The organism is Bradyrhizobium sp. BR 1432 (assembly GCF_051547705.1).
Taxonomy (GTDB): domain Bacteria; phylum Pseudomonadota; class Alphaproteobacteria; order Rhizobiales; family Xanthobacteraceae; genus Bradyrhizobium; species Bradyrhizobium zhanjiangense.
Genome location: NZ_JBPUGF010000003.1, coordinates 4,404,105 through 4,424,507, shown reverse-complemented (window position 1 = coordinate 4,424,507; position 20,403 = coordinate 4,404,105). Strand labels below are relative to the sequence as shown.

General features: G+C 64.0%; 12 protein-coding genes and 5 pseudogenes. 7 read left to right on the top strand and 10 right to left on the bottom strand.

The window, feature by feature from the left end:
• Nucleotide 1 precedes the first annotated feature (1 nt).
• The 4 genes and pseudogenes from ACSKB8_RS21245 to ACSKB8_RS21230 all read left to right on the top strand — a co-directional run bounded on the left by ACSKB8_RS21245 (nt 2) and on the right by ACSKB8_RS21230 (nt 5,182).
• Nucleotides 2-928 carry a branched-chain amino acid ABC transporter permease gene (locus tag ACSKB8_RS21245; protein ID WP_438106148.1) on the top strand — a complete coding sequence of 309 codons (927 nt, stop codon included), beginning with the start codon at nt 2-4 and terminating at the stop codon, nt 926-928.
• A pseudogene (locus ACSKB8_RS21240) lies at nt 928-2,403 on the top strand (ATP-binding cassette domain-containing protein); the annotation flags it as partial. The gene ACSKB8_RS21245 and the pseudogene ACSKB8_RS21240, both read left to right, overlap by 1 nt.
• Nucleotides 2,404-2,448: 45 nt before the next feature.
• Entirely contained in the window at nt 2,449-3,684 is a 1,236-nt protein-coding gene (locus tag ACSKB8_RS21235; RefSeq protein WP_438110607.1) for an ABC transporter substrate-binding protein, read from the top strand.
• Nucleotides 3,685-3,871: 187 nt separating this feature from the next.
• Nucleotides 3,872-5,182 carry an ABC transporter substrate-binding protein gene (locus ACSKB8_RS21230; RefSeq protein WP_091878877.1) on the top strand — a complete coding sequence of 437 codons (1,311 nt, stop codon included), beginning with the start codon at nt 3,872-3,874 and terminating at the stop codon, nt 5,180-5,182.
• 1,055 nt (nt 5,183-6,237) lie between these two features.
• On the opposite strand, the gene ACSKB8_RS21225 is transcribed toward ACSKB8_RS21230, so the two are convergent.
• The 9 genes and pseudogenes from ACSKB8_RS21225 to ACSKB8_RS21185 form a co-directional block, all read right to left on the bottom strand.
• Nucleotides 6,238-7,407, bottom strand: a complete 1,170-nt coding sequence (locus tag ACSKB8_RS21225; RefSeq protein WP_438106146.1) for a Gfo/Idh/MocA family protein — start codon at nt 7,405-7,407, stop codon at nt 6,238-6,240.
• Nucleotides 7,408-7,455: 48 nt separating this feature from the next.
• A complete protein-coding gene (locus tag ACSKB8_RS21220) occupies nt 7,456-7,770 on the bottom strand; it encodes a septal ring lytic transglycosylase RlpA family protein (RefSeq protein WP_438106144.1) in 315 nt (104 codons plus the stop codon).
• Nucleotides 7,771-7,872: 102 nt separating this feature from the next.
• A complete protein-coding gene (locus ACSKB8_RS21215) occupies nt 7,873-8,718 on the bottom strand; it encodes a CmcJ/NvfI family oxidoreductase (RefSeq protein ID WP_438106142.1) in 846 nt (281 codons plus the stop codon).
• Between the two features lie 379 nt (nt 8,719-9,097).
• The gene (locus tag ACSKB8_RS21210; protein WP_438106140.1) at nt 9,098-10,036 is read right to left on the bottom strand and encodes an ABC transporter substrate-binding protein; all 939 of its coding nucleotides are present in this window, start codon (nt 10,034-10,036) and stop codon (nt 9,098-9,100) included.
• Nucleotides 10,033-11,133: an LLM class flavin-dependent oxidoreductase gene (locus ACSKB8_RS21205; protein ID WP_438106138.1), complete on the bottom strand. Its 1,101-nt coding sequence runs from the start codon at nt 11,131-11,133 to the stop codon at nt 10,033-10,035. The genes ACSKB8_RS21210 and ACSKB8_RS21205 overlap by 4 nt, the downstream gene beginning before the upstream one ends.
• A gap of 30 nt (nt 11,134-11,163) precedes the next feature.
• On the bottom strand, nt 11,164-12,336 hold the full coding sequence (locus tag ACSKB8_RS21200) for an acyl-CoA dehydrogenase family protein (RefSeq protein WP_438106136.1): 1,173 nt from the start codon (nt 12,334-12,336) through the stop codon (nt 11,164-11,166).
• Nucleotides 12,330-13,122: pseudogene (locus ACSKB8_RS21195) on the bottom strand (ABC transporter ATP-binding protein). The gene ACSKB8_RS21200 and the pseudogene ACSKB8_RS21195 overlap by 7 nt, the downstream one beginning before the upstream one ends.
• Nucleotides 13,116-14,137: pseudogene (locus ACSKB8_RS21190) on the bottom strand (ABC transporter permease). Before ACSKB8_RS21190 ends, ACSKB8_RS21195 begins: the two co-directional pseudogenes overlap by 7 nt.
• Nucleotides 14,115-15,217: pseudogene (locus ACSKB8_RS21185) on the bottom strand (ABC transporter substrate-binding protein). The pseudogenes ACSKB8_RS21190 and ACSKB8_RS21185 overlap by 23 nt, the downstream one beginning before the upstream one ends.
• A 474-nt stretch (nt 15,218-15,691) precedes the next feature.
• On the opposite strand from ACSKB8_RS21185, the gene ACSKB8_RS21180 reads away from it, so the two are divergent.
• The gene (locus tag ACSKB8_RS21180) at nt 15,692-16,672 is read left to right on the top strand and encodes an ABC transporter substrate-binding protein (protein ID WP_438106134.1); all 981 of its coding nucleotides are present in this window, start codon (nt 15,692-15,694) and stop codon (nt 16,670-16,672) included.
• 123 nt (nt 16,673-16,795) lie between these two features.
• On the opposite strand, the gene ACSKB8_RS21175 is transcribed toward ACSKB8_RS21180, so the two are convergent.
• On the bottom strand, nt 16,796-17,218 hold the full coding sequence (locus tag ACSKB8_RS21175; protein ID WP_091878885.1) for a hypothetical protein: 423 nt from the start codon (nt 17,216-17,218) through the stop codon (nt 16,796-16,798).
• A gap of 380 nt (nt 17,219-17,598) precedes the next feature.
• Between ACSKB8_RS21175 and glgC the strand changes: the two genes are divergently transcribed.
• Nucleotides 17,599-18,861 (top strand): glucose-1-phosphate adenylyltransferase, encoded by a 1,263-nt coding sequence (glgC, locus tag ACSKB8_RS21170; RefSeq protein WP_438106132.1) that lies wholly within the window; start codon nt 17,599-17,601, stop codon nt 18,859-18,861.
• Nucleotides 18,858-20,316: pseudogene (glgA, locus tag ACSKB8_RS21165) on the top strand (glycogen synthase GlgA). Before glgC ends, glgA begins: the two are co-directional and overlap by 4 nt.
• Nucleotides 20,317-20,403 lie beyond the last annotated feature (87 nt).

The window sequence follows — 20,403 nt, the reverse complement described above, 5'->3', positions numbered from 1 at the left end:
GATGTCTACCTTCTTCACCTCGCGCCTGTTCTTCATCTCGCTCGCGCTCGTCATCATCGCGGCAACGCTGCCGCTCTACGTCTCCGGCTATGTGCTCGGGCTGCTCACCGTCGCGTTCTATTTCGGTGTGTTCGCGATGGCCTGGGACCTCTTGTTCGGCTTTGCCGGCGAAGTGAACTTTGGCCCCACGTTCCTGATCGGCGTCGGTGCCTATGCCGCCGGCATCCTCAATGCCCAGTTCGGCTGGTCAGTTTATCTCTGCATCGTCCTCGGCGCCCTCGCCTCCGTCGTCGCCGGCCTCGTGCTGGCGCTGCCGGCCTTGCGGGTGCGCGGGCCCTATTTCGGCCTGACCACGCTGGTCGCGGTCTTGTTGCTGCAGAACTTCATCGTCGTGTTCGCCGACCTCACCGGCGGTGAGATCGGGCTCACCATCCCCGACGTCATCAGCATCAATGCCGGCACGAATTACTGGATCGCGCTCGGCTTCATGACGATCTCGGCGGCGATCCTCTACGGCCTGTCGCAATCGCCTGTTGGACTCGTGCTCCAGGCCAGCGGTCAGGATCCGGTGCAGGCCGGCGCGCTCGGCTTCAACATCGTCAAGCACAAGCTCGCCGCCTTCATCGTCAGCGCGTTCTTCTCGGGACTGTCGGGCGCGCTTCTCGTGTTCTACTTCGGCACCGCCTCGGTCGGCACGGTCGTCGACGTCGCGGTCGGCGTCAACGTCATCGTCTCCGCCGTGCTCGGCGGCCGCCGCACCGTGCTTGGCGCGGCGTTGGGCGCGATCTTCCTGATCGTCGCCGGCGAGTTCTTGCGGCCGACCGGTGAGCTCGCGACCTTCATCGTCTCGGCGGTCGCGCTCCTCGTCGTGCTGTTCTTTCCCGGCGGCTTCCTCGGAGCGGCCCTCTCGCGCGAGGCGCGCACGTGATGGACATGAGGCTTTCAAACCGGGCCGTGCTCGAAGTTCGCGGCCTGACAAAACGCTTCGGCGGATTGACTGCGGTGAAAAACCTCGGCTTCGAGGTCAACGCCGGTGAGATCTTTGGCCTGATCGGGCCGAACGGCTCCGGCAAGTCGACCGCGATGAAGAGCGTGATGGGCATCGAGCGCCCGACATCAGGCGAGGTCGTCTTCGAAGGCGAGGACGTCGCCGGCCTGCCCGCGCACAAGATCGCGCGCAAAGGTTTTGGCATGGTGTTCCAGCACTCGCGGCCGCTGAACCGGCAAACGGTGCTGGAAAACATCATGGTGGCGCTGTTGCCGGACAGCCTGTTCATGCTGTTCCCCGACAAGGCGCTGGTCGAGCGCGCCAAATGGATCGCCGACCGCGTCGGGCTCGGCAATGTGATGAACCGCCGCCCGCCGACGCTGCCGTTTGCCGATCTGCGCCGGCTCGAGCTTGCCAGGGCGATCGCGCGTGACCCCAAGGTCGTGCTGGTCGACGAGCCCTTCGCCGGCCTGACACGGGCCGAAGTCGACATCTTCTCCGACCTGATCCGCAGCTTTCGCGATGAGGGCCGCGCGGTGATGCTGGTCGACCACAACGTCAAGAGCGTCGCCGCCCTCGTCGACCGCGTGCTCGCGATGTATCTCGGCGAGGAGATCGTCACCGGCAGGGCCGACGACGTGATGAAGAACGAGACCGTGCGCCGGGTCTATCTCGGCGGCGCCATCGAGACCCATGCGCGGCCCGAGACCAGCTTCAAGGACAAGGTGCCGCTGCTCCAGGTCGAGAATGTCAGCGTGTTCTACGGCAAGGCCCAGGCGCTGGAGAACGTCTCGATCCACGTCCATGAGGGCGAGTTCGTCTCGGTCGTCGGCCTTAACGGCGCCGGCAAGACCACGCTATTCAATACCATCTCGGGCTTCCTGCCTTACAGCGGTGAGATCGTCCGCGGCGGCGAGAAGCTGCGCGGCACCAGCCCGGCCAGGATCGCGCGCAGCGGTCTCGTGCAGTGCCCGGAATCGCGCGAGCTGTTCGGCGAGATGAGCGTGCGGGAAAACCTCGATCTCGGTGGCCAGCACCTTTCCGATGACAAGCGCGCGGCACAGCTCGCCTGGCTGTTCGAGCTGTTCCCGATCCTCAAGGAGCGCCAAGGGCAAATGGCGCAGACGCTATCCGGCGGCGAGCAGCAGATGCTCGCCATCGGCCGCGCGCTAATGATGCAGCCGCAGATCCTGATCCTGGACGAGCCGACGCTGGGCCTTGCCCCCGTCATCCTCGAGCAGTTGTCCAAGGCGCTGACCAAGCTGCGGCAGACCACGTCGATCACGGTGCTGCTCGGCGAGCAGAACGTGACCTTCGCGCTGCCGCATGCCGACCGCGTCTATGTGCTGGAGCATGCAAGGATCGTCTGGGAAGGCGATCCCGGCCGATTCGCGAGCGAGGCCGGCGCCGATTTCTTTAAGTCCGTCAACATCAACAAAAACATGGAAAAGGAAACGACCATGCGACCATCAGTTCTCAACAGCAGCCTGCTCGCCTCCGCGCTGGCGCTGTGCCTCGCGGCACCCGCCTACGCGCAGTCGACCGATCCGATCAAGATCGGCGTCATCGCCGAGGTGCAGTCGATCGCCGGTGCGGCGACGCCCGGCGGCGCGCAGATCGCTGCCGACGAGATCAACGCCAAGGGCGGCGTGCTCGGCCGCAAGATCGAGATCGTCACCTACGACAACAAGAGCTCGTCGGCGGATTCCGTGCGCGCCTTCCAGCGTGCGGTCAGCGAGGACAAGGTCTCCGCGGTGATCGCGAGCTATATCAGCGAGGTCGTGCTGGCGCTGGAGCCCTGGGCGGCGCGGCTGAAGATGCCGCTGATCACGCCGGGCGCCGCCTCGAACGAGATCACCAAGGCGATCCACAACGACTACGAGAAGAACAAGTACACCTTCCACGGCTACCTGACCTCGGCCGCCCAAGCCCAGCTGGTCTGCGACGCCGCCAAGGACCTGCTCGTCGACAAGCTCAAGTTCAAGACCGTCGCGATCATGAGCGAGGACGCCGCCTGGACCAAGCCGCTCGACGTCGGCTACGAGGCATGCCTGCCGAAGGCCGGCCTCAAGGTCGTCGAGCACGTCCGCTTCTCGCCTGATACCACCGACTTCACGCCGATCTTCAACAACATCGAGAGCAAGAAGCCCGACGTGATCGTCACCGGCATCTCCCATGTCGGCGTGCAGCCGACGGTGCAGTGGAAGAACCAGCAGGTGCCGATCCCGATGTTCGGCATCAGCGCGCAGGCGCTGAGCCCGACCTTCTGGAAGGACACCAATGGCGCGGCCGACGGCATACCGTCGCTGGCGGTGGCGACGCCGGACGTCGCCGTCACTCCCAAGACGAAGCCGTTCGCGGCCGCCTTCAAGGCCAAGTTCGGCACTCCGCCGGCCTATACCGGCTACACCTCCTATGACGAGGTCTACTTCATCACGGAAGCCATCAAGCGCGCCGGCTCGACCGATCCCGACAAGATGGTCGCCGAGCTCGAGAAGACCGATTACGAGGGCACGATCGGTCGCATCCAGTTCCACGGCAAGAACGACGAGTTCACCCACGGCATCAAGTCGGGCCCCGGCGCTGTCACCGGCCTCGTCTTCCAGTGGCAGGACTCCAAGCAGGTCGTGGTCTGGCCCGAGAAGATCGCGGAAGGCAAGATGAAGTTTCCGAACTTCGTCAAGCTGTCGCAGTAACCAGTCGCATCGACAGGAGGCCCATCGCTCCGCGCGGAGTGATGGGCTTTTTGCTGCCTTTCGCAGATGCGTTCTACGCCGCCGCCTGCCCTATCGACCTTGGGCGATGTTGACTTTCGCCATCCTGCTCCCAATACTTCGCAAAAAAATAACAGCCAAACATAAGACGGTTTTGAGGGAGGATAGGATGCCGACTTCACGCAGGCAGCTGCTGAAGACATCGGCGGCTGCCGCCGCCGCACTCAGCCTCGATTGGACACGGGCCCAGGCCCAAGCCGAGAATTTGCGAATTGGCGTCATCTACGATCTGACCGGGCCGTTCGCCGCAGGCGGTTCGGTCGCCTCTTCGATCGGTGCGCAGATTGCCATCGATCTCGTCAACGAGAAGGGCGGGATCGGAGGCAAGACCAAGATCGTGCCTGTTGCCGCCGACTCCCAGAGCAAGCCGGACGTCGCGATCAACGAGGCCGAACGCCTGATCAACCAGGAGAAGGTCGATATCCTCAACGGCGTCTATGCGAGCTCGCATGCCGTGCCGCTCGCCGCCAGGGTCGAGCAGCAGAAGAAGATCCTCTGGATCACGACCGCGGTCTCGACCGCCGTGTTCAAAGACAAGAATCTGCAATACGTCTTCCGCGCGCAGATTCATTCCGACCAGTACGGACAAGCCTTTGCAAGCTTTATCAACGAGCATGCGAAAGCCAAGCTCGGCATCGACCCGAAGGAGGTCAAGGTCGCATTGATCCACGAGGACGGCCCCTATGGCGTCGGCGTTGCCTCCGCCGACGAGGCCTATGCCAAGCAGGCCGGCATCCAGGTGGTGCTGCGCGAAGGGTATTCGGCCTCGGCGCCCGATCTCTCGGTGCTGGTCACAAAAATCAAGCGCGCCAAGGCCGACGTGATCTCGCACGCCGGCTACAACCCCGATATCACGCTGTTCCTGCGCCAGGCCCGCGAGAGCGGCTTGCGTTTCAAGATGCTGTTCGGGGCCGGTGCCGGCTACAGCCAGCTCGACAAGCTGCGTGCGACTTTCGGCTCCGACATCGACAATTTCTGCAACATCGATCCGGTGCCGGCGCAGCTGCTCGACCCCGCCAAGCTCGCGCCGGGTATGGGCGATCTGATCAAGACCATGGTCTCGCGCTACCAGTCCAAGACCGGCGCCACCGACGTGCCGCCGCACTGCTCGATGGGTTTTAACCAGACCTGGGTGCTGCTCAACAACGTGCTGCCGGTCGCCAAGGAGAAGTACGGCAGCTTCGAGCCCGAGGCCGTTCGCAAAGCAGCGCTCGACGTCGACATCCCCGCCGGTGGCACCATCCAGGGCTATGGCGTGAAATTCTTCCCGCCGGGCACGCCGCTCTCCGGCCAGAACGAGCGTTCGACGCCGGTCGTGATGCAGAACGCCGGCGAGCACATCTCGGTGGTATGGCCGACGAACATCCGGACGCGGGAGCCGGTCTTCCCGCTGCCGAAGGGATCGACTTACGGGGCGTGAGTGATGCTCTGACGTAGCTTGTCGTAGCGGCTATGCGACCTTCTCCCGCAAGAGGAGAAGGATCTGCAGCGTGCAAGCGGCTAACCAATCAGTGCTGCAACGCCGCGCTGGCGACGTTGCAGCCGATGGTGCTTGCATCCAGTGGTAATTCTTTTCGCGCTGTAGTTGGATTTTCGATCGCAGGGCCGCGCTCTCAAGTTGTCGGACGAAGTTTTGCTGAAACACGAGCCTGCTATAGTAGCCTTTAGGTAATTGGCCCTGCTCCTTTTTTCGCACGGCTGGCGCAGTCGGCGAACGGGCGCGCATCCAGCGGGGCCTGGGAATACTCATAACAGTGATAGTCAACGATGGGGGTGACCATGCCCGCCATATTCGAGCTGCTCTATCGCGAATATTGCCGCGCCCGCCTTAATGAAATGCGGAAACAGCCTCTGCTCACGAGCAAACGTCCTGAACTCTTGCAAGCGGACTGCGATCCTGCTGGTCAGAGTAGTGTTGACACGGCGGACACGCAGACCGGTGACAGAAGCAGTCGCCTTGCTTTGGCAGCGACTACGTTGCCTTAATTTGAGAGGTGTATCATGAAGACCGCACTTCTTATTGCAGCTATATTAGCTGCTGGTGTTGTATCAGCTAATGCTGGTAGTGATCAGCGTCATCGTTCATCACTCCATAAGAGACATCATAGTGGATCAGCTGTGATGGCTGTTCCAGCAGGCGGTGCTATGGACCAACGACCTGCCTCGACACTTTATAGGCAAAATCTGCGCGAACTCAGGCTACGATGCTAGGGAGAACTTTGATAAAGCTGGTCATATGTGCGTGTCCTGTAATTATCAGGGCAATTGACGAAGCTGGTGCTGTGACGACAGATCGAGCAGCCGGAGAAGAAGAATTGGGGCGGGTGTGCAGATAGAAACCTCGCACTTTTTCAATACGAGCTTTGCCGAAAAATAGCCCCCAAAGGATTCCCAATGTGGGTTTCCTCTCGGGGCTTTCTTTGTTTGCGCGCCCACTGCTCAGCCATGCGCGCGGCCAGCTCAGCGGGCTCATCGCTACAACACCACGCGCCGCCCCTCTTCCGCCGCCCAGTAGCCCGCGTAGTTCACCTTGATCGTCTCGTACGCCAGCGCGAGGTCCGAGAGTGGCTGTCGATCCGTCGCGGCGCATTCCATGAAGTCCTGGATCTCCTGCAAGTACCCGCGCGTCCATTCCTCCTCGAGGCAGACATATTGCCAGCCGGTTTTGCGGTCGACCTTTTCGGTGATGTAGACGCTGGCGAGCTTCTCCTCGCTGGTCTGGTAGCTCATCAGATGCGTGTTCGGGGTGATGTTGGCGAACAATGAGCCGCCGCTCGTGTAGGTCTCGATCAGATTGCGCACGCCGCCCATGATCATGTCGCCGGAGAACACGGTTGCCTTGGTGCCGTCGGAGAAGGTCGCCGTTAGCGTGCCCCAATCCTCGACATCGACGGGATTGGTCTTGATGTAGGTGCGTTCTTCGGTCTTGAGGCCAGCGGTAACGTTGCCGACATCGCAAGTGACGCTGGCGACGCGGATGGTCTCGCCACGCGCCTTGGCCTCCACCTGCTTCAGATAAAGCACGGCGGAAAGTGGGTGACAGCCCATGCGGATCAGCGAGCCGCCGCCCGTCATCGCCCATTGCGCGGCATGCGCGGCGTGCGAGCCGGAATGGCTCTCCTCGCCCTTCATGAACAGGATCTTGTCTTTCGTCGCCTTGATGATCTCCGCGGTCTTGGTCACCGCGGGCGCGTAGATCCAGTCCTCGGCATACATGAACAATTTTCCGCTACGCTCGATCGCGGCCCGCGTCGCGTCCATCTCCTCCAGCACGCGCTCGTACATCAGCGCCTTCGGCACATGCTTACCGATCGGCCGCGCATCGCCCTCGCGGCCGAAATAGCCCGCAAACGGCTTTTCGCAGATGACGTGCTTGCCCGCCTGCATGCCGGCGACGATCATCTCGGCGTGAAGGTTGGGCGGGGTACAGATGTCGATGACATCGAGCTCGCGGTCCGCGATCACCTCCGCGAAGCTGCGATAGACGCGCGGGATGTTGTGGCGGGTCGCGAACTCGATCACGTCATCGCCGCGCGCAGCCACCGCCGCAACCTCGACGTCCACGCCATAGACGCGCCGGAACGCATACATGTGCAGCTCCGACACGAAGCCGCAGCCGACGAGTCCCACTCTGATCCTGGCCATAGCGCCCTCACCCCTTGCTTTGGGTGGCACTATAGCCCGCTTGCCGGCCTAATCCACCGAGACCCGCACCACGCCGGCGCTCATCATGCCCAGTGCGCGGGCGGCGGGCACGGAGAGATCGACGATGCGGCCGCGGATGAACGGGCCGCGATCGTTGACGCGGCACTGAATCGTTCGTCCGCTGTAGGACACCCTCAGCACGGTGCCGAAAGGACGCGTCCGGTGCGCGCATGTGAGATCGCCACCTTTACCGGCCTTTCCATATCCGTAGTACGAAGCAAGCCCGCTTTCGGCGTGGGCAACGGAAAAGGCAAAAAGCAAAAAGCTGGCAAGAGATATCAATAGCGTCGTCTGCGCTTGCACGGCACCCTCCCGGTTACCCTGCCCGGCGCTGCAAACGTCGCTTTGTTCCCTGAGGTTCCCAAAAGACTGCCGGGCGGTGCCCGTCAGTGCCATCACACTTTGTTACCGATTGTGAAACACCAACGTGCGCACCTCGATGCTCTCGCGCGGGGCGGCATCTCGCGGTGTGGTCGGATCGACGAAGGCCGTGTGCGGCCCGAACCGCGTGCGGCCGTCGGTTGCGGAGTCATAACACTTGAGCAGCAGCGCCTCGTCCGGCGTCATCTCGGGGAAATAGAACCAGCGGTGGTTCGGATTGTACTTCACCGAATAGGTCTCGCCGCGACGGTTGGGATAAATCAAATCGGAGGCGACGAGATCGTCGGGCGCAACCGTCGTGCCGTCGGCCATCGCCAGCGGTGAATCGCGCAAGGGGCCGCGGATCGGCCGCCACAGATCGATCACCTGCACGCGCCCCTTCAGCAACTCTTCGGCTTCGTCAGGCAGGTGCTCGCGCACGCGATTGGCGCCGGAGACGGCGGTCTGGTCGACATGCACGCGCGTCGCCGGCTGGCGCGGGCCGCCACCACGAATGTCGGCGGCGCCTTCGACGCGCTTGCGCACGGTATGATCGAAGATGACGACACGATCGGCCTTCAGCGTCGCCCGCAGGAACGCCTCGACGGCGGGATAGTAGACGGCGCGAATTTCCTCGGCGTTGTAAAAATCCTTCACCTGCGTCGGATGGCGCACCAGCGCAAAGCCTTCGCGATCGAGCGAGAAATTCTGCGCAATCAGCCGCGCGTCAAAGATCGGGACCTGATGCGGCTCGGCAAGCGCCGTGCTCTTCGGCTCGCCCGGGGGCGAATCGAAGGCGTAGGTGCGCGGCTTGGCTGATGTCGGTGCGAGATAGTTGAGTTCGGCAGTGACGAAGGGAAGCGATTCGATTTTTGTTTCTTGCAGGCCCATGGCCGGTCTCCCGATGTGGTCGTTGGATTGATTTTGGCGGGACGCGGAGTGGCGCAAGGGAGGTGGAGCAAATAGCAATGGGGGTGTTGTCGTCGGCGCGAAATGCAGAAGGAATGTGTCGAGCAAGGCGATTGCGCTGGAAACCTCCTCCTTTCCTCACGAGTCCTTGAAGCGCTCGTGAAAGCTTCTTCCTCTTACCCTCCCCTGGAGGGGGAGGGTCGATCGCGCGCAGCGCGAGCGGGGTGGGGTGATCCCTCCACGAGAAACACTGTTAGACGTGGAGAGACCTTCACCCCACCCCGTCTCACATTTCGCTGCGCTCAACGTGAGCCGACCCTCCCCCTCCAGGGGAGGGTGAACTGCCCTGCAAGTAGAGCCCCTACAATCCCGCCTTCGCGATTGCATCGGCGAACGAACGGTCCACGATCTCCGCGGCGTCCAGCTTCCGCTTGATCAGGCCCCAGCGAAAATAGAGGTCGATCGTGCTCTGCTCGTCCGCGACCACGGCGTCGTCGATCGGCGCGAGGCGGATCTTTGCGCGCGAGAGCCAGTTCTGTGGCACGGCGGTCGGGATGTTCATCAACCTGCCCCAGGTCGCGGCATAGCTATCGATGTTGTTCAGCGACCACGCCCGCGCCGCGGTGAGGCGTCGGATGAAGTCGGTCAGCTCCGCGCGCTTGTCGCGGATGGCATCGGGCCGCGCCACCTGGAAGCTCAGCCCCGGTGTCAGACCTTCCGAGGTGATGATGCGGCGCGACCTAAAGAGCACCTCCTCCTGGCTGACATAGGGCTCCCAGGTCGACCAAGCGTCGACGGAGCCTTGCATGTAGGCGATCTTGGCATCTGAAGGCGCAAGGAACGCGATCTGCACGTCGCTCGCACTCCAGCCGTTCTTCTCGAGCGCGGCGAGGATCAATTGATGGCCGATCGAGCCGCGACCGGTTGCGATCTTCTTAGCCCGCAGATCGGCAAAGCTTTTGATCGGGGAGTTCTGGGGCACGAGGATCGCGAGCCCCTCGCGCGTCTGCCTGATGGCGGCAATCGCCTTCACCGGCGCGCCGGAGGCTGCGGCGAAGGTGAAGGGCGCATCCCCGACGAGACCGGTTTCGATCGCACCGGCGCTGAGCGCTTCCAGCAGTGGAGCTGCCGCCGGAAACTCCTTCCACTCGATCTTGTAGGGAACATCCTTGAGCACGCCGGCCGCTTCCATCACGGCCTGCGCATTGCCTTTCTGGTCGCCGACACGCAGGGTGGTTTGCGCCGCCGCCAGCTCGAACGAGCCGAACAGCAGCGCGCCGGCCAACATCAGACGGATCATTCCGCGGCCTCGCCGCGAACGGCCCGACGCTCGGCGATCAGCTTGCGTGTCAGCGGGATCAGCTCGCGGCCGTACTCGATGGTGTCGATCAGCGGATCGAAGCCACGGATCAGGAAATGGGTGATGCCGAGGTCGTAATAGTCGCCAAAGACTTCGGCGACCTGCTCGGGCGTACCGACCAGCGCGGTGGTGTTGCTGTTGGCGCCGGTGAGCTTTGCGATCTCGGTCCAGAGCCGCTTGTCGATGCGGCTGCCCTGGTCGGCGAGCGCGAGCAGACGCCGCGCGCCGGCCGTGGCGTGGCCGTCGGCAGGCTTGCGGTAGCCGGTCTTGTCCTGAAGCGCGGTCGCGCGCGCCAGAATGTCCTCCGCCTTCTCCCAGGCCTGCTTCTCGGTCGGCGCAATGATCGGCCGCACCGACAGGCTGAAGCGCGGCGTCGGCCGCCCCTGCCGGACCGCCGCGTTGTGGACGCGGGAGGTGACGTCGCGCACCTGCGCATAGGATTCACCCCACAGCGCGAAGGTGTCGGCGTGCTTGCCGGCGACGTCGATCGCCGCATCGGAAGCGCCGCCGAAATAGATGCGGATCCCTTCGGGACGATACGGCTTCACCTGCGAGAAGGCGTTCTCGACCTGATAGTATTTGCCTTTGTAGGTGAACGGCTTGTCGCTGGTCCATTCCAGCTTGAGCACGTCGAGGAATTCGGAGGTGCGGGCATAGCGCTCGTCCTTGTCGTCGAGCGTGTTGCCGTCCTGCCGCAGCTCGGTGGCGTTGCCGCCGGTGATGACGTGGAGCGCGACGCGTCCGCGGGAGAACTGGTCGAGCGCCGCGAGCTGCCGCGCCAGCAGCGTCGGCGCGGTGAAGCCGGGCCGCTGCGCGATCAGCACGTTGAGGCGGTCAGTGTGGTTGAGGACGTGCTGCGCGACTTGGAGCGCGTCGGGCGTGGTCGAATGAAACGCCAGCAGCGCGCGATCGAAGCCGGCATTCTCATGCGCCTTCGCCACCGTCTCGATGTGGGTGGGGTTGAGCACCGGCCCCTCGCGGACGACGGTTTCCGACGAATTGTTGTTGCTGATGAAGCCGATGAACTCGATCGACATGGTCGTCTCCCTGATTGTTTTCCGGAAAAGCTAGAGGCCCAATGCGGCGCGGCCGAGGCCGATGCGCGTGGAATCGTCTTGCGGCGTGTGCACGCGCCCGCACAGGACGTCGCGATAGTGCCGCTCCAGCGGATTGGCGCGGGACAGACCGTGATTGCCAGTCAGCGACAGCGCGTCCTCGACCACGGCGACGGCGTTGTTGGTCACGGTGAGCTTGATGACATCGGATTCGCTCGCGGAGAGCTGGACGCCGTCATCGAAATCGCGCGCGAAAAACTCGATCAGCCGCGCATTGACCGCGAGCCGCGCCTCGATGGCCCCGAGGATCTCCTGCGCGCGCGGCAAGGTCGCGAGCGGCGCACCGAGGCTCGCGGGAGCGCGCTGTTTCAGGAACGTGATCAGCCAGTCGCGCGCGGCGCGGGCAACGCCGTAATAGATCGCAGCGACGAAGACGGTGTGGACGGTCGCCTGCGTGACGTCAAACGTACGCCAGTCCGCCGGCTTGCGGACATCGACCTCGGCATCGAGCGGGATCACGACATCCTCGAAGACGACATCGTGGCTGCCGCTGGCGCGCAGGCCGTGATGGTCCCAGGTCTCGACGATACGCGTGCCCGGCAGGCCTGCCGGCACCAGGAACTGTCCGACGCGCGGCTCGGCTTCGTCCGTCCGCGCCCAGACCAGGTACCATTTCAGGATCGGCGATCCCGTCGAATAGATCTTGTGGCCGGAGAGGCGCCAGCCGGTCTCGGTGCGCCGCGCGATCGTCGCCGGCAGGCCGCCGCGCGCGGGCGAGCCGAGCTCCGGCTCGACCCGCAGCGCGTTGACGAGCGCAAGGCCTTCGACGCTCTCGCGCGCGAGCTTGCGCGACAGCCGCGCCGGCCAGGTCGGGCTGCGCGCCATGACGAGATGATTGATATAGTGCATCGACAGCACCAGCGCCGTCGACGGATCGGCCTTGCCGATGATGCCGATCACGCGCGCGGCGTATCGTGCACCCGCTCCAGCACCGCCATGTACTGCCGGCACCGCCAGCGACAACAGGCCCGCCTCGGAGAGCTCGCGGAAATTCTCGAAGGGGAAGCTGCCATTGCGGTCATGCTCGGCCGCGCGCGTGGCAAAGCTCGTCGCCAGCGCCTCGGCGCGCGCGATGTAGTCGGGCTCGCTAGGGGCCGTGCGCCCTTTCGCTATAGAGGTCACCATGTGGCATCCAGCCCCAGCAGGCCAAGAATCTGGCGACGCAGATCAGCCAGATAGGGATCGCCGCGATGGCGTGGATAGGGTCGGTCGACGCGGATGTCGGCCTTGACCCGTGCCGGGCGATCGCTGAACACGATGACGCGGTTGGCGAGCACCAGGGCTTCCTCCGCATCGTGCGTCACCAGTAGCGTGGTGAATCCCTTGCGCTGCCAGAGCGAGACGAGCTCGGCCTGCATGGTGATGCGGGTCAGCGAGTTCGAGTTTGCCCAGCGGCTCGTCGAGGATCAGGATCTTGGGATCGTTGACCAGCGCGCGCGCCAGCGCGACGCGCTGCGCCATGCCGCCGGAGAGCTGGTGCGGATAGGCGTTGCGGAACGACGAGAGGCCAACGAGATCGAGCGCGGCGTCGACGCGGTGACGCTGGCTCTTCAAAATGCCCTGGGCCTCGAGGCCCAGGGCGACGTTGTCCCAGACCGACCGCCAGGGAAACAGGGTCGGATCCTGGAACACGACGACGCGCGAGGGATGCGGACTTCTGATGCGATCCTCGTCTTCCCGCAACCTGCCCGCCTTCGGCTTATCGAGACCGGCGACCAGCCGCAGCAAGGTCGACTTGCCGCAACCGGATGGGCCGAGCAGCGCGACGAATTCGCCCGGCTCGACAGAGATGCTGACGTCGCTGAGCACAGGCAGCTCGGCGCCATCGATATCGAAGGCGTGGCTGACCTGCTCGATGTCGAGCGCGGCGCCGGCGGCCGGATGCGCGATCGCTTCAGCCAGAGCTACCATTTCACGGTCCCCTTCTGCCAGACCAGCAGGCGGTCGCGGATCGAAACAGCAGCGTGATCGCGCCGGAGCAGAGCAGCGACATCACGATCAGCGCCGCATACATGTTGGCATAGGCGGCCCAGCCCTGCGCCCATTGCAGGTACCAGCCGAGCCCTGCCTTGACGCCGATCATCTCGGCCACGACGAGCACCGCAAACGACGAGCCGAGCCCCATGAACAGGCCGACGAACACGTGCGGCAGCGCCGCCGGGATCGCGACCTTCAGCACCAGGAAGGACGGCTTTGCGCCCAGGGTCCGCGCGACGTCGTAATAGGCGTTGCTGACGCTCGCGACGCCGGACCAGGTCAACACGGTGACTGGAAAGCCGGTCGCTAGCGCAATCAGGAAGGTCGAAGCGCTCCAGCTCGACGGGAACGTGAAGAAGGCGATCGGCAGCCACGCGGTCGCGGGCAACGGACCGATGAAGCGCAGCACCGGATGCACCCAATAACCGACGGCGCGCGACCAGCCGATCGAGACACCGGTCAGGAAACCGACCGTGGCACCGATCAAATAGCCGCCGAGCTGAAGCTTAACCGAGGCAAAGACGCTGTCGAGCAGTTTTGGCAGATCATCGGTATAGACCTCGATGATCGCCTGCGGCGGCGGAAAGAACGGCAGCGGCACCCAGGCGAACTTTGCAGTGGCGACTTCCCAAATCGTCAGGAAGGCGCCGAGCGCCACGAGCCAGGGCGCGCGCTTGCGCAAACCCCGCCCTGCGGAGCCGAGATAATCGGCACCGACCGTTCCGAACAAGGCGACCGCGGCGACGATGAAGGCCGCAATGCCGAGCGAATGCGTGCGCGACCAGTCGCCGACATCCTCCCACCACAGGCAGGACAGGCCGAAGGCGATCCAGGCAATGCTTGCGAGCACGCCGACGCCCGACTCTCTGATCCAGGTCGCAAGCAGTGGCGCGCGCGAGAGCCGCGGCGCGCCGGAGGCGAGGCCGTCAGACAGCGAATACGTCGACATAGATGCGCTCCGCGAATTTGGCCGTATCGGTGCTCGGCTTGAAAACCTGCACGCTCTTCAGATCGTTCGGCATAGGCCTTGAGCTCGCGCTTGAGCACGTCGCCGACCGGATGATGATGGTGGGTGTGGTAGCGCACCATGCCCTCGATGTCGGCGAGCGTGGCCGCCTTCGGCGCGTAGGGCTGGAACGATTTTGCCGCAACCGTCGCATTCTGCGCGGTGAACATCGCGGCATCGAGCAGCGCCTGCGTGATGGCGCGGGCGACCTGCGGCTCCTCGCGCACCAGGCTGCCGCGCAGGCCGAGGATGCAGCAGCTCTTTTCGCGATACTCGCCGTCGAGATTGGAAGCGACTTCCTTGTATTGAGTATCCTTGAGCCAGAGATAGGCGAGCGGATCGGAGGACAGGAAGGCCTGCACCTCAGCCTTCTCCACCGCGACGTTGAGCAAATTGCCGGGATAGGCGCGCCAGTCGACGTCCTTGACCGGATCGATGCCGAGCTTGGCGAGCTGGATCGAGAAGAAGTTCTTGTCGGGGCCGGCGAGATCGCCGACCGCGACGATCTTGCCCTTGAGATCGGCGAGCCTGGCGACGCCGGAATCGCTACGCGACAGCACCCGCATGCAGCCGCCATGGGTGCCTGCGGCGATCTTGACGTCAAACCCCTGCTCCAGCGGCTTCAGCCAGCGCAGCGCCATGCCGAGACCGGCGTCGCTCTTTCCTGTCGCGATCGCCTCGAGCAGCTGGTCGGTCGAGCCGGAATAGTTGACGAGCTCGACGTCGAGATTGTGCTTCTGGAAGAAGCCGTGCTCGATCGCGACCGGCACCGGTGCGAGGCAGACCGCGCCGGCATTCCATGACAGTTTCAGCTTGCGCGGCGCGCCGGTGAGCGCAGGCGCATCGGAAGCCGTCCGGCACAACGGAAACTCCGAGAAGTCGACGCCGGGCGCAATCCCGCGCGGCGCAAATGCCTGCGCGCCCAGCGCGCCGAGCGGCGCGGCGAAGGCCGCAGCCAACCCCGCCCGGAGCAGATGGCGCCGATCGAGACTTCGATCCACCGCGCTTGTCGTCGTTGCTCATCAGTCCCCACTCCTGCGCTGGCACGGCTCCGCTATGCGCGCAACGGCTGGCGTTGCGCATGTTCCGTATGGAGCTGCGTTGAGAAAATTGTTGCGTCGGCGTTTCACGCGCCGCGTTGATGCGATGCGCAAATCATGCGGCGCACGCGCCGCATCGTCAATGAAATGGAATTTCGAATGTTGTGCGAGGCGAAGTCATTCTCTCCATCGGCATGCGCGCGAACGATGAAAGGATTTTCGCGAATGCATCAGTTGGCAGAGCGCTCCGCGCGTCCCGCTCCTGGTTCATTCCTGCGCAATTTCGGCTGCGCACACGACACGTTCTCGAAAGCAGCACTCTACTAAAACGTCATTGCCTGACTCATCTGCAATAGGAATGGCCATTTCATTGACGGCGCACCGCGCGGTCATAGACTTGATCGTCTCGCTGCATCGTTCGCTCACGCGTCGTGAGCCAAGCAACAAGACAGGCCATATGAGCATCAACTCCCACGACCATTCCATCACCCGCCGACTCGCGGTATCGCTGTTCGCTGCCGCCATCACCTTGTCGACGACTGCCGCGGCCTTTGCCACGGACCCAGTCGTGCTGCGCGTCGGCGACCAGAAGGGCGGCAACCGTTCGCTGCTCGAAATCTCCGGTTACGCGAAAGACCTGCCCTACAAGATCGAGTGGTCGGAATTCCCCGCGGCCGCGCCGATCCTGGAAGCGCTCAACGCCGGTGCGCTCGACGTTGGCTATACCGGTGATCTCTCATTCCTGTCGGTCTACGCGGCGGGCGCGCCGATCAAGGCGATCGGCGGCACGAGGTCGGACGCGAAGACGCAGGCCATCCTGGTGCGCCAGGATTCGCCGATCAAGTCGGCCGCCGACCTCAAGGGCAGACGCCTGGCCGGCACGCGCGGCGGCTGGGGACAGTTCCTGATCGACGCCACGCTGGAGAAGGCAGAGATCAAGCTGGACGATGCGACCTTCGCGCCGCTCGGGCCGGTCGACGCCAAGATCGCGCTGCTCGCCGGCTCGATCGATGCATGGGCGGTGTGGGAGCCCTACGTTTCGTTCGCGACGCTGAAGGACAAGGCCCGCGTGGTCGCCGACGGCGAGGGCCTGACGCCAACCATCACCTTCATCGTCGCCTCCGACAACGCCATCGCTACCAAGCGCGCGGCGGTGCAGGATCTGGTGCAGCGGCTGAACAAGGCACGGCTATGGTCGCTTGATCACCTGGCCGAATATGCCAAGAACACGGCCGAGCTGACCAAGCTGCCGGAAGACGTGCTGCTGTCGGCCTACACCGCGCAGCGCACCAGCCCGATCGTGATCGACGAGAACGTCGTGAAGGAGGTGCAGGAAGCCTCCGACCGTTCGACGCGCTACGGCATCCTGCCGAAGAAGCTCGACGTCGGCAAAGCCGTCGACCGCAGCTTCACCGCCGCGGCCGCAGGATCGAACTAAACGAAAACGGCGAGATGCGCGGCTTTCGCCTCAAGCCCGGCCCGCTGCATCTCGCCGCGATCGTGCTCGCGCATTTGGCCTGCATGAGCCTGATCGTGTGGCTTTCGCTCTAGCCGCGTGAAATCACCAATAGGCGCGGTAGTACGGACGCGGATACGGCCGATAGCCATAATAAGGCCGATAGTACCGGCGATAGCCATAGTAACGCGGATAGGCGTAGGCCGGCCCGTAGCCGTAATAGGCCGGCGCATAACCATAGCCGTATCCCGGATATCCATAGCCGCCGTAATACGGGCCGCCATAATAGCCATAGCCGTAAGGCGCGCCGCTGGCGATGGCGCCGCCGATGATCGCGCCGGCCGCGAGGCCACCGAGGCCCCATCCCCAGCCGCCGCCGCGCCAATGCACCTGCGTGACATCATCACCGGCCGCGGCCTTCATGGTCGCGACGTTGGTCGGCATCGGACCCGCCGCAGCCTGTTCGATTTGGCCGGCCATGACCACGCCGGCCAGCGAACAGGCAATTGCCGTTGTCCAGATCCTCATCGTCTTACTCCCTGTCTGACGTTTCGCTTGGAAAAGGATCGCAACACCATGATCGGACATCCTTGCGCCAAGTCAAAGCGCCAAGTCAAAGCCCGGACTTTGCGTGCGGCGCACAAGTCCCGTTCACGCCTCGTTGCGAAATGGCCACCGGCACGCAAGGCCCAACGATCTGCTCCGCCCGATGTGACAGCGGCGCGACGCTGTAGCCCTTCGGCCACGGCAAAGACATTAAGGCAAAGCATTAAGCTTCCCGTTGCGCGCAACCAACAACCCACTTCCCGATTTACTATTCGTACCGTTACTATCGGTTCCAATGGGCGCGGGACCGCGGGGCTTCTCGCGACAAAAAGCCCCGGCATGCCAGAGTGTGGGAGGATGACATGAGTGCCGTCGGTAATGAACCGCTTGCCCGCCAAGCGCTGGCGTTCGTCCTCGCTGGTGGACGCGGCAGCCGGCTTTTGGAGCTGACCGACCGGCGCGCCAAGCCGGCGGTCTATTTTGGCGGCAAGTCCCGCATCATCGACTTCGCGCTGTCGAACGCGGTGAACTCGGGCATCCGCCGTATCGCGGTCGCGACCCAATATAAGGCGCACAGCCTGATCCGGCACCTTCAGATGGGCTGGAACTTCTTCCGCCCGGAGCGAAACGAGAGTTTTGACATCCTCCCGGCCAGCCAGCGCGTCTCCGAGAACATGTGGTATGTCGGCACGGCGGACGCCGTCTACCAGAACATCGACATCATCGAATCCCACGCCTGCCGCTTCATCGTGGTGCTGGCCGGCGACCACATCTATAAGATGGACTACGAGGTGATGCTGCGCGAGCATGTCGAGAGCGGCGCCGACGTCACGGTGGGTTGCCTCGAGATGCCGCGCGCGGAATCATCGGGCTTCGGCATCATGCATATCGACGAGAAAGGCTGGATCCATTCGTTCCTGGAGAAGCCGAAAGATCCGCCGCCGATGCCCGGCAAGCCGGACGTCTCGCTCGCCAGCATGGGCATCTACGTCTTCAACGCGAAATTCCTGTTCGACCAGCTCAAGCGCGACGCCGAGGACTCGAACTCGAACCATGATTTCGGCAGGGATATCATTCCATACCTCGTCAAGAACGGCCGCGCGTTCGCACACCAGTTCTCGACCTCCTGCGTGCGCTCCAGCAGCCACAACGGCGCCTATTGGCGCGACGTCGGCACCGTCGACGCCTATTGGTCCGCCAATGTCGATCTCACCGATGTCGTGCCGGAACTCGATCTGTTTGACCGCGCGTGGCCGATCTGGTCCTATGCGGAGATCACGCCGCCCGCCAAATTCGTCCACGACGAGGAGAGCCGGCGCGGCCAGGCCGTGAGCTCGCTGGTCTCGGGCGGCTGCATCATCTCCGGCGCCGCGCTGCGCCGCTCGCTGCTGTTCACCGGCGTGCGGGTCAACTCCTACGCCAATGTCGAGAACGCCGTGATCATGCCCTATGTCAATGTCGGCCGCGGCGCTCGCCTGAAGAACGTCGTGATCGACCGCGGCGTCGACATCCCCGAGGGCCTCGTCGTCGGCGAAGATCCCGAGTTCGACGCCAAGCGCTTCCGCACCACCGAACAGGGCATCTCGCTGATCACCCAGCCGATGATCGACAGGCTCAATACATGACGCCTGTTCGCGTCCTCGCGGTCGCTTCTGAAGTCTATCCCATCGTCAAGACCGGCGGCCTCGCGGATGTCGCCGGCGCGCTGCCGGTTGCACTGAAGGCGCATGGCGTCGAGATGCGCACCCTGATGCCCGGCTATCCCGACGTGACGCGGATGCTCGCCGGCGCCGAGGAAATCCGGCGCTGGCCAAACTATTTCGGCGGGCCGGGCCGGCTGCTCGCCGGCTCGCACGACGGCCTCGATCTGTTCGTGCTCGACGTGCCGCATCTCTACGCGCGGCCCGGTAACCCCTACGTCACCAGCGATGGCGTCGACTGGCCGGACAATGGCGTGCGCTTCGCCGCGCTCTCGCGCGTCGCCGCCGATATCGGTCACGGCCTCGTGCCTGCCTTCGTGCCCGACATCGTGCACGCCCACGACTGGCAGGCGGGGCTCGCGCCGGCCTATCTGCACTATGACAACCGGCCGCGGCCCGGCACCGTGATGACCATTCACAACATGGCCTATCAGGGCAAGTTTGCCCCTGAGCTGATCGGTGCGATCGGCCTGCCCTGGCACTCCCTCAACGTCAACGAAATCGAATATTTCGGCGGCATCAGCTTCCTGAAAGCCGGCTTGCAATTCGCCGATCGCATCACCACGGTGTCGCCGACCTACGCGCAAGAGATTCGAAAGCGACGAAGGCGGCATGGGGCTCGGCGGCTTGCTGCGCGCACGCGCGGGCGTGCTCAGCGGCATCCTCAACGGCATCGACATCTCCGTGTGGAATCCGCAAACCGATCCGCACATCGCCTACCGCTTCGGCGCGGAAGATCTCACGTTCCGGGCCGCGAACAAGGCGGCACTTCAGCAGCAGTTCAATCTGGATTCCTCGGACGAGGCGCCATTGCTCGGCGTCATCAGCCGCCTGTCCTGGCAGAAGGGCCTCGATCTCCTGCTCGAGGCCATTCCGACCATTTTGGACCAAGGCATGCAGCTCGCGCTGCTCGGCAGCGGCGATCGCGATCTCCAGGACGGTTACCAGGCCGCCGCACGCGCCAATCGCGGCCGGATCGGAGTCGTGATCGGCTACGACGAGATCTTGGCGCATCTGATCCAGGCCGGCTCGGACGCGCTGATCGTGCCGTCGCGCTTCGAGCCATGCGGCCTGACCCAGCTCTGCGCGCTGCGCTATGGCGCCGTCCCGATCGTGTCACGTGTCGGCGGCCTCGAGGATACCATCGTCGACATCGGCGAGGCAGATGCGTCCGGCCACGATGCCACCGGCTTCAAGTTCGGCCCCGTGACAGCAGACGCCCTCGCCGGCACGCTGCGCAAGGCCAACACCACCTTCCACGACAAGCTGACCTGGCGGCGGCTGCAACGAAGCGGCCTTGCGACCGACGTCTCCTGGCGCAACCGCGCCGGCGACTATGCCGCACTCTACCGCGACCTCATGGCGGCCCGCCGGGCATAGAGCGAGCGAAGTAGATACCGGTTCGCGTGAAGAAAACGCGTCAGAACTGGAATGTAGAGCCCCGTTCCGATTTCGTCGGAACGGAAA